The sequence below is a fragment of the Stenotrophomonas sp. 704A1 genome, from assembly GCF_030549525.1.
In the GTDB taxonomy this organism is placed as follows: domain Bacteria; phylum Pseudomonadota; class Gammaproteobacteria; order Xanthomonadales; family Xanthomonadaceae; genus Stenotrophomonas; species Stenotrophomonas tuberculopleuritidis.
The window spans coordinates 1151068-1163649 of the sequence record NZ_CP130831.1 but is presented as its reverse complement, the minus strand read 5'-3'; the positions used below and the strand labels follow the sequence as shown (position 1 = coordinate 1163649).

At 60.2% G+C, this 12582-nt stretch carries 15 protein-coding genes; 6 read left to right on the top strand and 9 right to left on the bottom strand.

From position 1 onward, the window contains the following. Positions 1-46 precede the first annotated feature (46 nt). The 9 genes from Q5Z10_RS05380 to Q5Z10_RS05340 form a co-directional block, all read right to left on the bottom strand. Entirely contained in the window at positions 47-382 is a 336-nt protein-coding gene (locus tag Q5Z10_RS05380) for a hypothetical protein (protein ID WP_303638233.1), read from the bottom strand. Between the two features lie 916 nt (positions 383-1298). Further along, on the bottom strand, positions 1299-1766 hold the full coding sequence (locus Q5Z10_RS05375) for a hypothetical protein (protein WP_303638232.1): 468 nt from the start codon (positions 1764-1766) through the stop codon (positions 1299-1301). A gap of 134 nt (positions 1767-1900) precedes the next feature. Next, positions 1901-2353, bottom strand: a complete 453-nt coding sequence (locus Q5Z10_RS05370) for a hypothetical protein (protein ID WP_303638231.1) — start codon at positions 2351-2353, stop codon at positions 1901-1903. After that, a complete protein-coding gene (locus Q5Z10_RS05365) occupies positions 2328-3230 on the bottom strand; it encodes a polymorphic toxin type 28 domain-containing protein (RefSeq protein WP_303638230.1) in 903 nt (300 codons plus the stop codon). Before Q5Z10_RS05365 ends, Q5Z10_RS05370 begins: the two co-directional genes overlap by 26 nt. A 36-nt stretch (positions 3231-3266) precedes the next feature. Continuing rightward, positions 3267-3572, bottom strand: a complete 306-nt coding sequence (locus Q5Z10_RS05360) for a hypothetical protein (RefSeq protein WP_303638229.1) — start codon at positions 3570-3572, stop codon at positions 3267-3269. Positions 3573-4151: 579 nt separating this feature from the next. Then, positions 4152-4571 carry a hypothetical protein gene (locus tag Q5Z10_RS05355; protein ID WP_303638228.1) on the bottom strand — a complete coding sequence of 140 codons (420 nt, stop codon included), beginning with the start codon at positions 4569-4571 and terminating at the stop codon, positions 4152-4154. 349 nt (positions 4572-4920) lie between these two features. After that, positions 4921-5460 carry a hypothetical protein gene (locus Q5Z10_RS05350; RefSeq protein WP_303638227.1) on the bottom strand — a complete coding sequence of 180 codons (540 nt, stop codon included), beginning with the start codon at positions 5458-5460 and terminating at the stop codon, positions 4921-4923. Next, on the bottom strand, positions 5457-6326 hold the full coding sequence (locus Q5Z10_RS05345; protein ID WP_303638226.1) for an RHS repeat-associated core domain-containing protein: 870 nt from the start codon (positions 6324-6326) through the stop codon (positions 5457-5459). Before Q5Z10_RS05345 ends, Q5Z10_RS05350 begins: the two co-directional genes overlap by 4 nt. A gap of 347 nt (positions 6327-6673) precedes the next feature. Continuing rightward, complete coding sequence (locus Q5Z10_RS05340; protein WP_303638225.1) at positions 6674-7009, bottom strand: hypothetical protein; 336 nt, start codon at positions 7007-7009, stop codon at positions 6674-6676. A 373-nt stretch (positions 7010-7382) separates the two neighbouring features. Here Q5Z10_RS05340 and Q5Z10_RS05335 point away from each other — a divergent pair, with 373 nt between their 5' ends. The 6 genes from Q5Z10_RS05335 to Q5Z10_RS05310 all read left to right on the top strand — a co-directional run bounded on the left by Q5Z10_RS05335 (position 7383) and on the right by Q5Z10_RS05310 (position 12543). Next, the gene (locus Q5Z10_RS05335) at positions 7383-7922 is read left to right on the top strand and encodes a GNAT family N-acetyltransferase (protein WP_303638224.1); all 540 of its coding nucleotides are present in this window, start codon (positions 7383-7385) and stop codon (positions 7920-7922) included. Beyond that, positions 7919-8251: a non-heme iron oxygenase ferredoxin subunit gene (locus Q5Z10_RS05330; protein WP_025873985.1), complete on the top strand. Its 333-nt coding sequence runs from the start codon at positions 7919-7921 to the stop codon at positions 8249-8251. The genes Q5Z10_RS05335 and Q5Z10_RS05330 overlap by 4 nt, the downstream gene beginning before the upstream one ends. A gap of 225 nt (positions 8252-8476) precedes the next feature. Further along, positions 8477-8806: a hypothetical protein gene (locus Q5Z10_RS05325; RefSeq protein ID WP_303638223.1), complete on the top strand. Its 330-nt coding sequence runs from the start codon at positions 8477-8479 to the stop codon at positions 8804-8806. Positions 8807-8917: 111 nt separating this feature from the next. After that, a complete protein-coding gene (locus Q5Z10_RS05320; RefSeq protein WP_303638222.1) occupies positions 8918-11242 on the top strand; it encodes a catecholate siderophore receptor Fiu in 2325 nt (774 codons plus the stop codon). Positions 11243-11293: 51 nt separating this feature from the next. Then, positions 11294-11971 carry a Fe2+-dependent dioxygenase gene (locus Q5Z10_RS05315; protein WP_303638221.1) on the top strand — a complete coding sequence of 226 codons (678 nt, stop codon included), beginning with the start codon at positions 11294-11296 and terminating at the stop codon, positions 11969-11971. Between the two features lie 176 nt (positions 11972-12147). Next, positions 12148-12543 (top strand): hypothetical protein, encoded by a 396-nt coding sequence (locus tag Q5Z10_RS05310; RefSeq protein ID WP_303638220.1) that lies wholly within the window; start codon positions 12148-12150, stop codon positions 12541-12543. The last annotated feature ends 39 nt before the right edge of the window (positions 12544-12582 follow it).

Genomic DNA, 12582 nt, shown 5'->3' with positions numbered 1-12582 from the left:
TTCGCCGACAAGACTCGCAAGCACCTGTCGCCACTCGACGCATTCGCTATAGACCCAAATGAACGCCTTCCATTACACCCATCCGATCTGCATCCACTGGAGCACTTGGGGTTCTGGAAGCACCATCGCGATTCCAACGAAACGTGCCGGTCACCCGCAAGAATTTCTCCTCCCCACCCTCAACCGAAGGAATTTCTCGAAAGGCACCCGGACTTGCTTCTGGATAGGCCACCAATGAACTGAATGAGTTCCTTGCCTCCATTTCATCACGCGAGGGAAAGAGCAAGATCGCGCCGTTGACCTGATCTACCCATGCATGGAAAGAAACCAATCGCCCATCAAATTTTTCTGGCTGCGACAACAGCGCAAACATCGTGGTCATGCATGTTTCAGCTCCCAACGCATTGCCACGAAATTTACAGGCGCTTGGAGCTCCCGCGGATCCCACGTCCTGACTGGATGAAGAACAAGCGCCAAGGATGAAAACTAGCGCAACAACTGCAAACCATCGGTGTCCGGGATACATCATTTCACCTTAAAGAAGTAGTCTTCGACCGCAATTTACGCGCCAGGGCTCGTTCTAGCGTTGACCCTCCGCCTGCGTTACAGGCACGCACGCACTCGATAGTTGCCGGCACAATACGCATTGCCGTTTGCACTCACATAGGCGTTGGGCCCGGTATACAGACGCTTGCCACCGCCACCACTCTCAAGCTGGCACTCGGTGGCGTCGGTCATTTGGCTCCACCCGACCGAGCACTGCACTTGGTAGAGCGCCTTGCGCGTGGTCAGCCATTCGGCCAGATAGAAGTGGGGGCGTCCCTGGCGGAAGTGCCACTGTTACCGTCACGATGCCTGAGTAAGGGCTGCACCCCACGAAGTTGCAGGCACGCGCGCGATAGGCATAACTGCAATCACTCTTCTACTGATTCGAGCAGCGTCCTTCGGTGAAATGCATCAGCAGCTTGGCTTCGCAGGCTTCCAAATAGCCCAAGCCGAGGCTCTGCAAGGGCCCTGAAAGTCGCTCTTCGCGTTCTGCATCGTTCGTCCGCAGCTCATCTTGTGCGGCGCTTTATCTTCTGCAGACATTTGACACGCCGCGAATTGGCATGCAAGCACTACCCCGAAAGCCACGAATCCAACCTGCCTCATGTCAACGCCGCTGAGCGAAGAGAGCAGCTTTCCTCTCAGAACCAGCCCATCTAGTGACCCCGAGTCCGAGTCAGAGCACACTCCGCACAGCCCGTCTGGATCATTGATCTCGTAAGGATTGTTATGGGCACAAGCACAGGCGGCCCCTAATTGGAGAACCCCGCCCCGCAAGGCGGAATCCCAATCCGTTCATGGCGCAATCTCTCAAGATCTGCCTCCATCAATGCACGTGTTGTCTCCGGCGGATCAAGACGCAAGCCTTCCTCCAGGATCTGCATCGCACGCTTACAATCTCCCCCGCCTTGCTCCAGGGACAGAAAAAGGGCCAATCGCTGCATTGAACTGACGTCCATTCGCGCGACCCCCTCCTCAAGCCAGTAACGATATCGCTCCATATCGCCACGCGTCGAATAGTGCCATTCGAGCCTTAGCCGAGCCTCCGCGCTCCCATCTTCAGCCATCGAAATCTGACGTTTCAAATCTTCTTCGGAAAGGACCAAACTTTGCGCTTCTTCAGACTTCTCATCTCGGTAGAAGCGATCGTCCTGGGGCCCTCCGCTCCCGCAGCCAGCGAGCAGCAAAGACAAAGCTATAGAATGCAAAAGATATTTCATTAAACACATCCCCGCCGACACCACTCTCCAGCTAGAAGCGAGTGACATATCCCGCTGACAGTTGATCGACGAACGAGCCCCAACCACCATCATGCGGCACCGCCGTCTTTAACGCGAAAAATGAAATGCATAACTCAAGAAATGACTGATGAATCAACAGATACATCGTCGTAATCAAGAGATGCAAACTCAGAGACCGACATCTTTCCCTGAATGCGCAGCAAGCCAATGTAGGCGACCTTAGCCAAGAGTGATTCATAATCATTCGAACTGAGCACCGTCCTGAGCCACTCCTCTATTGAAGCTGCATCAAGCCTCCCCCGAAGCACCGCAGAAACAAGCGATTCAACCATCAACCTCCGATTATCATCAACAGACTCCTGCCCCACCGTAATAATTCCAATAAAACAACCAAGAATCAGCGAATCCGCCCAACGCAACCCGCCTATGAAGATGGCTCTCTCCCGAATCTCCGGATCACAATGAAACAACGACCTCGACACCAACATGTAGCTTGGGGAGTCGGGGTCATCTGTGAGAATCCCGGAAATCCTGTAGAGCCTATCTAGCAGCAAGCCATCTTCCACCACCAAGCGCCTCCTTCATCTTCGCTATTTTTTCATCCGCCTTGTCAAGCGTTCGCTGGATCCTAACACGCTGCCCCTTAGAAAGACTCGGATTATTCAAACTTCCCCTCAAGCTTTTTGCGGCGGAGCTCAGCCCCTTCAATGAGTTTTGCATCTCGGTCACATGATCAAAGCCGATCTCAATCCCGCGAAGCTCTTTAGCAGCCCCATCAAAGTCGTGAGGCTTCGCATTATCATCAACAATGTTATTTGTCTTCTTAATAGCCTGATGCTGAGATCGAGTGAGCGACGCAACGCGACTAGCAATATTGATAAATGCGCTCTTAGCACCACCGATGACAGCTGCAGTCGCTGCTGGAATACGACTGGCAGCCAGAACTGAAACTCCCGCAGCGACTCCGGCCGCTCTTGCCTCCTGGCGAGACCGTCGCTCATCCAGCCCCATCTCGCCGTTTATGACTGCCAGGTCATCTCTCATCATCTGGCATGTGGATACGCTCTCACAACGACCGTCTGGGTCTACATGACTATACGGATTTCCAAGGGCATACTTATAACGATTGAAATTGGGAGACGTATGCCCATTAGCCTCAACCGGATCCGCACTTATGAAAGATGCAATAGCCGGGTCGTAGTACCGCTGCTGCATACTCAGCCCCGTACCCAAGTCCGTCACATGCCCGGTATACCCCGGCCCATCCTTGAGCGGTCGATTGACTACCGCTCCATACGGCTCATACACCGTACGCTCGATGACATTCCCGCCTGCATCGGTGATTGCCACTGGTGAGCCCAGCGCGTCAGTGTGGATGTATTCCACCACTTCCTGGGCCGCAGCCGACGCAGCACCGGCCATCGTCGCCACAACAAGAAGCACCGCGCGAATCAGTAGAGAAGTGATTCCATTCCTGGCTCAATCCCAGTTCAGTACGCCGTGCGTGGCGGGATGGTCGGCTGACCATGGCGAACAACCGCCTGCATTGCCGGCACGCACGCGGTAGTCACCAGCACTGTAAGCGTTGCCGTTGGCGCTCACATAAGCCTTTGGCCCCGTATACAAACGCTTGCCATCGCCGCCGCTCTCAAGCTGGAACTCCGTGGCATCGGCCACCTGGTTCCAACCCATCGAGCACTGCACCTGATAGGGCGGCTTGCGCGTGGTCAACCATTCGGCCAGATGGAAGCTTGGCGTGCCTGGCGGAAGTGCGACTACAACCATCGCAATGCCTGAGTAGCGGCTACACCCGGCGAAGTTTCAGGCTATCGCCCGGTAGGCATAACTGCCTTTTCCACGGCTGGCACCAAAGCTGTTCGCGCCGCCGTTATGCACCACAGTCCAGCCGCCGCCGTTGGCGCTCTCCTAATCTCTCGGCGGCAGTCGACATTCAGAATTCGACCTCTTTGCAATAACTGCAACGCAGTCACCCACGGACAGCCCACAAGTGTCCGCCGACACAAAAATTCCTCGGTAATTGTTCAAAACGAAATAGCTTCTCAGCTTTTCATTCCCCTCCTGATCGAATGACTGCCGAACATCAATCAAATGGACCTCACATATTTGCTCCCTCGATGCACCTCCGGCGACAGAACTGGAGCGGAGCGCCGCAGCGTATTGATTTGCCCTTGCACTGCTCGGGAGATGATTGACAACCCCACCCGAACTCGCCACTTCCCTAGTACACGCAACAAGGCCAGCCAGGCAAATCGCTGCAAAAATTACGACTATTGATCTTCGAATGCGATCGGCATACTGGACTTTACTCACCAATATATGCTCCTTTGGCTTAATGCAATAAATTCAGACTTCGCCGCATAGTTTCACCATTTTTTTCGAAACAACCGAAGCACATTGACCTTCTCCGACATCACATGTGGATGCATCCATGAACCTCCCCTCTCCATCCATCAATACATAGAAAAGCCTCCTCCTTCTCGTTCCTTCCCGGGACAGCTCAAGCTGCGACACCACCAACTCCGCCTTTACTTCGACACCGCCATCCACAGAGCGCGAACGAATGACGTCATCCACTTCAGCAAAGATTTTCTGAGATGATGAACTGTCATGATCTTGATTGATAACCTGCAAATGGCAGCCGCGCTGCTGACCGCAGGAAGAAAGAAGAAAAATTGATATGACGGAGGCCAGTGAAGTTGAAATATTCATCGGAATACCCGGTTGGTTATTTTCCTGAAAACTGCTTGTCGATGCGTTTTGCATCAAGCGGCCCCTCAACCCTAAAAACCCCCTTGAAATCGCTCAACCGATGTCTCGATGTCGTGTCATTACTCAGCATCGCGTCCTCATCCCTCGCAGTAATTCGCGTACCATTTCGATCAGGCATATGATCGGAAGAGTACCCCTCCATGGGGCTCGATGTACGCCCATCTCGGGACGACAACCCCAAACGCCACCTGCACAGGCAAACGCAAAATCGGCGCTCAAATGCCGCCTTTGGCGTACAGCCGTTTCACGAGCGCAAAGTCTATACAGCGAATTCGAGGCATTGGCGCCTGCGACGCAGTCCCAAGTCGATCACAGGGAAAAAACGAGCACGCCATCCAGGCCGCTATTCAGATAAGGCGGAGGACTTCAATGGCGCGAGGAGACCCTTCACAAAATGATCGAGGCCAACAACATCCTCAGCATCACCAATCAAATCACGCCTCATGAGCTCCTCGACGCATTCAACACCACCAAGACGAGTAATCACGCGCCGGAGGAACTCGACACTCCCGGCAAACAGAGTCACGTCCTGATCGAGCCTTACAACCCAAGAACTCTGGGACGAAAAAATATAGTGATCATGCATAAAATTTCCATCCTCCATCCAGTGAGACCTTAATCCTTTCAGCCCACCTTCAATCCTCACTGGCATCCCTCCTTCTGCATATGCAGAGCATCGAATCGCGCAGAGCGCGACATTAGCAGCATCCTCTGACACCGCACTCAGCCAAGCACTCCAAACGTCATCAGGGGAAAAATCCTCGTGCATATTCCGATCAAATGCCATGCCCGCCCAGTCATTCCGGACAAATGGCACGTCAGGAGGCGTCGCAGTTGAAATGGAACTGGCAATAAAATCAGGCCAAACGCATATGTTATTCATGGCTTCTTTGGATACCGCACGGTGATGGGAATTTTACTACCGGTAACATACACCCTAATCGTATCCGTACCTTTAGGCACCAATCCATCCGGGTATGGGCGCGTACTATCGTGACGATTCGCGCTCCCGCCTCCGGGTAATTTAAGGTTCCGATCATCGCCGGTAACACCAGGAGCGTCCTTCATCCCGTTCCAGTCAGCGTCCCCTCCGTCAGGATCGCCACCAAGCTCACCTTTCTTTCCCGCCTCGCCCGGCGCAGGCCCTTTACCTCTGGTGAGATCATCAACAATAGCCTTATCAGGCGATGCGCCAGAGTTCGCTTGGCTCTGTTTGACAACTCCTCGAATCCCAGCCTCAAGCCGACGCCCCATATCCGCACGTTGCTGGGGGGTGGTAAGTACATAGTAGCCAGTCGCCAGGACTACGACTGGAACGATGAACTCAAATGCCAAGGCGGCCGACCGCCCATCGGGATCTGTAAATTTATAGGGGCTTTGATTTGCGTACCAGTACCTATTTTGCCCCCCATGATGAGAGTATGCAGCGATTGGATCAACGCTAAGGAAAACGCCCAGTTCAGAGTCGTAATACCGCTGCTCCATGTAACTCAGCCCGGTCCCCGAGTCCGTCACATGCCCGGTGTACCCAGGACCATCCTTCAACGCCCGACTGACCACCGCCCCATACGGCTCATACACCGTACGCTCGATGACATTGCCGCCCGCATCAGTGATCGCCACCGGCGAACCTAGTGCATCGGTGTGGATGTACTCGACGACTTCCTGGCCGGCCGCCGGGGCCACGCAGGCCGCCAGCAGAACCACCGCGAGTACCGCTCGAATCAACAACGAGCTGATTCCATTCATGTCTTACTCCCAAAGTACGCCGCGGGTGACCGGGAAGCTTGCAGACCACTCGGAGCAGCCGCCGGCGTTGCACGCACGTCGTTGGCGTTCTACAACACGCCTGAAGTGATCGAACGGTTCATGGCAGCGTTGACGAAGGTGCGGAAATTGTTTGGGTGAGTTTTCGGCAGGAGCCGAGGAGCACAAAAACGCCGCGGGAGACCGCGGCGTTCTTCCTTCTAACGGCTGCCGATGCCTACCTACGAGACGGACAACCCCAAACGTCACCTACACATCACGCACCAGACGAGCAACGACAAGCTTCGCCGACAAGACTCCCAAGCACCTGTCGCCACTCGACGCATTCGCTATAGACCCAAATGAACGCCTTCCATTACACCCATCCGGTCTGCATCCACTGGAGCACTTGGGGTTCTGGAAGCACCATCGCGATTCCAACGAAACGTGCCGGTCACCCGCAAGAATTTCTCCTCCCCACCCTCAACCGAAGAAATTTCTCGAAATGCACCCGGACTTGATTCCGGATAGGCAACCAATGAGCTGAATGAGTCCCTTGCGTCCATTTCATCACGTGAGGGAAAGAGCAAGATCGCGCCATTCACCTGATCTACCCATGCATGGAAGGAAACCAATCGCCCATCAAATTTTTCTGGCTGCGACAACAGCGCAAACATCGTGGTCATGCATGTTTCAGCTCCCAACGCGTTGCCACGAAATTTGCAGGTGCTTGGAGCTCCCGCGGATCCCACGTCCTGACTGGATGAAGAACAAGCACCAAGGAGGAGAACTAGCGCAACAACTGCAAGCCATCGGTGTCCAGGAGCCATCATTCACCCTAAAGAAGTAGTCTCCCGCCTGCATCGAACCACGGTCGACCCGATCAGGCGGCGCCCACTCCGGCAGACGACCACGCGTGTTCATCACGGTGGGCGGGCATGGCGCCAGTTATGAACGAAACATGAAGATCATGTCAACAAGACGTAGTGGACACATTCGGCAAAGGTGGCGCGAGCGGCTGCCTCCCCAGCTGCCCCCACCCCGCCTAGAATGCCCCCCATGAGCCCTCTGACCTTCCGCGCCGCCACGTCGGCTGACATCCCCGCCCTGATCACCCTGGTCACCTCGGCCTACCGTGGCGACGCCAGCCGCGTCGGCTGGACCACCGAAGCCGACCTGCTGGACGGCGCCCGCATCGACGCGGAAGGCATCCAGGGTGACCTGGACCGCCCGCGCTCGACCATCCTGCTGGCCGAACGAGACGGCCAGCTGGTGGCCTGCGCCCACGTCGCCGATGTCGACGGCAAGGGGTACTTCGGCATGTTCTCGGTCGATCCGGCCCAGCAGGGTGGCGGCGTCGGCAAGCAGCTGATGGACGCCGCCGAAGCCCACGCCGCCCGCGAATGGGCAGTGCCGGTGATGCAGATGACGGTCATCGACGTGCGCGATGAACTGATCGCCTTCTACGAGCGCCGCGGTTACCAGCGCACCGGCATCAAGAAGCCGTTCCCGTATGGCGACGAGCGTTTCGGCATCCCCAAGCGTGACGACCTGCGCTTCGAGATCCTGCAGAAGCCGCTGGCCGGAGCCGTCGCGTGAGCGAGGCCTGGACCTTCGTCTGCGCCGGCGCCGAACTGCTGCCGGGTGAAATGAAGAGCGTGTTCGATGAGGTTACCGGCACTCCGATCGTGGTGTTCAACCTCGACGGCGAACTGTATGCCCTGGAAGACCAGTGCACGCATGAAGAGTTCGAGCTGTCCTCCGGCGAGTTCAATACCGCCGAGGGCAGCGTCGAATGCGTGCTGCATGGCGCGCGCTTCGATGTGCGCGATGGTCGTGCCCTGTGTGCACCGGCCTACACCGCGGTGCCCAAGTTCCCGGTCAAGCGCGAGCACGACGCGATCTGGACCCGCGACGACCGCGACTGAGATCCGCAGCATCCGCCCCAGGGGGTGGAGCTGCCGGCCGCGCCTGAAGGGCCATCCAGGGCCGCTGCGGGCCGCCCGGAGCCACCCGACGCGGACGTAGATGCGAATCATTATCGTTGGTGTTATGCTCAGTAACATCTTCGTCACGACTCCGCCTGCGCCATGGCTTCGCCCGCGCCTACCGTCCTGCTGTGCCAGCTCGCCCGTCGGGGTTGGCCACTGCTCGTGGCCGCGCTGCTGACACTGTGGCTGGGCTGGTCGGCGTTGCAGGAAGGCCGGGGCACGCCGACAGGTGATGGGCCTGGCGCCTACGCCCAGGATGCCGCGCCGTCTTCCCCGCCCCATGCGCTGCCGCACGAGCACGCGATGCAGCGCGCGGAATCCGAGCCGGAACGAAGCCGGGGCGACAAACCGCCGGCCCTGCGGCGGCTGTGCCTGCAGCGCCCGCAACATCGCCCCGCAGACGCGCCGACCCCGGTGCTGCCGGTTCCGCCGGTAGCCGTGACCGTTCGACGCCAACCGCCGTCGCACGCACCGCCGGCGCTGCTCGCCTGACCTGATGCTGCGCCCTGCGCAGCTGCATCCGCGCATCCCCCCTGGTTTCCGTCCTGTTGCCGCGCAGTCCCGCGCCGGCGGCCCCTCCCTGTTCCTTTTCTGCAGACGCCCATGAACCCGATCAAGAGCCGCAAGCACGCTTCGCCGCTTCGTACCCTGCCGTTGGCCACCGCCAGCCTCGCTGCCGGCCTCGGCCTGGCCGCGCTGCCCGTGCTGGCCCACGCCGAAGCCACCGACAACGCCCGCACCCTGGACAAGGTCGACGTGCACGCCGTCCGCGGCTACAAGGCCGACAAGGTCGCTTCGCCGAAGTTCACCCAGCGCCTGCAGGACACGCCGCAGACCATCCAGATCATCACCAGCGACCTGTTCAACCAGCAGGGCGCCACCACCCTGACCGAGGCGCTGCGCAACAGCCCCGGCGTCGGCACCTTCTATGCCGGCGAGAACGGCAACACCACCACCGGCGACGCGCTGTTCATGCGCGGCTTCGACACCTCCAACAGCCTGTTCGTCGATGGCGTGCGCGACCTGGGCTCGATCTCGCGCGATGTGTTCAACATCGAACAGGTGGAAGTGACCAAGGGCCCGGCCGGCACCGACAATGGCCGTTCGGCGCCAACCGGTGCGATCAACTTGGTCAGCAAGCAGGCCACGCTGCAGGACGCGACCTCGGCCAGCGTTTCGCTGGGCAGCGACCAGCAGCGACGCGCTACCGGTGACTGGAACCAGTCGCTGGGTGCGACCAGCGCGCTGCGCATCAACGGCATGTGGCAGGACAGCGACCAGCCCGGCCGCGACCATGTGCAGAACAAGCGCTGGGGCATTGCGCCATCGCTGGCCTTCGGCCTGGGCACGGCCACGCGCTACTACCTCAACCTGCTGTACGTGAAGCAGGACAACGTGCCCGATGGCGGCGTGCCGACCCTGGGCCTGCCCGGCTGGACCGCGCAGCCGACCCTGGAAGCACTGGCCGGTCATCCGGTGAACCCGGAGAACTTCTACGGTACGCGTGCAGATCACGATGACGTGACCGCGAAGATGGCCACGTTCCGCTTCGAGCACGACTTCAGCGACACCCTGCGCCTGACCAACACCGCGCGTTGGGGCCGTACCGAACAGGACTACCTGCTGACGGCCTTCATGGGTACCGGCGTCCGCGGTGCGAATGGCCGCCCGACCGGCAACATCAGCTACACCAATCCGGCCGATCTCTCGACCTACACGATCGCCCGCAGCCTGCCGACCTTCAAGGACCAGCGCAACACCATCCTCACCGACCAGTTGAACCTGCGCGCCGACTTCAACACCGGCAGCGTCGGCCATGCGCTGAGCACCGGCCTGGAGTTCACCCGCGAAGAGCTGGACAGCTACGGGCAGGCCGTCACCGGCGGCACCACCTGGCCGGCAGCGAATCTGTACAACCCCGACTGGAACGTGGGTGGCCTGAGCTGGGCGCACAATGGTGCCGATGCCCACGGCAGGACCACCACGTCGTCGGCCTACCTGTTCGACACCCTGTCCTTCGGTGAAAGCTTCCTGCTGACCGCCGGCGTGCGTGCCGACCACTACAAGACCGAATATGCCAGCGCCTCGGTGTGTGGCGGGCGCGGTGGCCCGGTGTGCGGCAGCAACCCGACCGGCACGGTGCTGCGCAATCCGACCCTGGAGGCGTCGGACACGCTGCTGAACTGGAAGCTCGGTGCGCTCTACAAGGTCGGCGATACGGTCAGCGTGTATGCCAACTACGCGATCTCGCAGCAGCCTCCGGGTGGCGCCAACTTCCAGCTGAGCAGTTCGGCCAGCAGCGCCGACAATCCCAAACTGGACCCGCAGAAGGCCAAGACCTTCGAAGTGGGCAGCAAGTGGGCGTTCCTGGATGACGCGCTGGCAGTGAACCTGGCGCTGTTCCAGACCGACGTGGACAACGAGATCAACACCACCGTGCTTGACGAGGCCGGCAACCCGACCCAGACCGGCAGCAAGCGGGTCAAGGGCGTGGAGCTGTCCGCGGTCGGCCGCCTGACCGACAACTGGTCGGTCAGCGCTGGCTACAGCCACCTCGACACCGAAGTGAAGGAAGGCGCCAAGGTCGCCGCCGATGGCACCACCAACCTGACCTACACCCCGGCCGACACGTTCACCGGCTGGACCAGCTACACCCTGCCGTTCGGCCTGACCATCGGCGGCGGCGTGCGCTATGCCGGTGGCATGCACCGGGGCACCGACGGCGCCGTGGGCACCCCGTCATTCACCAAGTCCTACGTGGTCTACGACGCCGTGGTGTCCTGGGCGATCAACGACACCATCTCGCTGCGCTTGAACGGCTACAACCTGTTCGACAAGGCGTACGTGGCCAGCATCAACAAGAGCGGCTACCGTTACACCCCGGGCGCCCCGCGCACCTTCCTGCTCAGCGCGGACATCCGCTTCTGATGCCATGGCGCGGGGGAGCCCGTCTCCCCCGCGCGTCGATGAGGTACCGCCATGCTGCTGCACATCCCCAACGTGCTCACGACCGAAGAAGTGGTGCAGCTCCGCCAGCGGCTGGACGCTGCCGACTGGACCGATGGCCGCGAGACCGTCGGAGCGCAGGGCGCACAGGTCAAGCACAACCAGCAGCTGCCGGACGCATCGACGGTGAAAGCGGAACTGGGCCTGGCAGTGTTGGCGGCCCTCAAGCGCGCTCCGTTGTTCTTTGCCGCCGCGTTGCCGCTGAAGATCCTGCCTCCCCGCTTCAACCGATACCGCGGCGGCGGCACCTATGGCTACCACGTCGATGGCGCGGTGATGGGGCTGGGCAATGGCGAGCAGCTGCGCTCGGACATCTCCTGCACCCTGTTCCTGTCCGAGCCCGACGGGTACGACGGCGGTGAACTGATCATCAGCGATACCTACGGCGAACACGAAGTGAAGCTGCCGGCCGGCGACCTGATCGTGTACCCCTCCAGCAGCCTGCACCAGGTCAACCCGGTCACCCGTGGCACCCGCCTGGCCTCGTTCTTCTGGGTGCAGAGCATGATCCGCGACGACGCGCAGCGCCGCCTGCTGTGGGAGATGGACACGTCGATCGAACGTCTGCGCCAGACCGGCGGCGACGCCGGGGCGGTGCTGCAGCTGACCGGCGTGTACCACAACCTGCTGCGGCGCTGGAGCGAGGTCTGAGCGCTCCGGCCCGGCCCTGCGTCAATTTGGCAATCATTCTCATTTGCAACCGCTAACGGGTCTCATTACAATCACGCCCCGTTAACGCCGGCGTTTCGACCGGCGCTCCCCGGGGTTCCTGCTTGCGCCGCCCGTTCCGCCCTCGCCCGCTTCGGCTCGCACCGCTCGGCACCGCCATGCGCGGTCGTCGGCCTGCGCTGGCCAGCCTGCTGGCGTGGGTGGCGATGCTGGGACTGCTGCTGGGCACCCTGCCGCTGCTGCCGATGGCACACACCGGCAGCATCCAGGCCGTGCAGCCACCGCTGGAAGAACGTGGCGGCGAACGCCCCGTCCACGAAGAAGCCCCCGCCAAGCTGCGGCGCTGTGCGTCCACGCCCTGCAAGGCACCCCACGCACCGCCGCCGCCGCTGCTGCTGGCCAGCCACTGGCTGCGCAGCGAGCTGGATCTCATCCCCACTGCGCCGGCTCCGTGCGGCGCGCGCCCGGACTGGCCGCTCGCCGCCCCGGACATGCCCTGGGCCGACGCGCCCGGGCGTCGCCAGCAACGCGGCCAGGCGCCGCCGCTCGCCTGATCCACGGCCTGCCGTGACCGCCTGCGCGGTCGCTGCTGC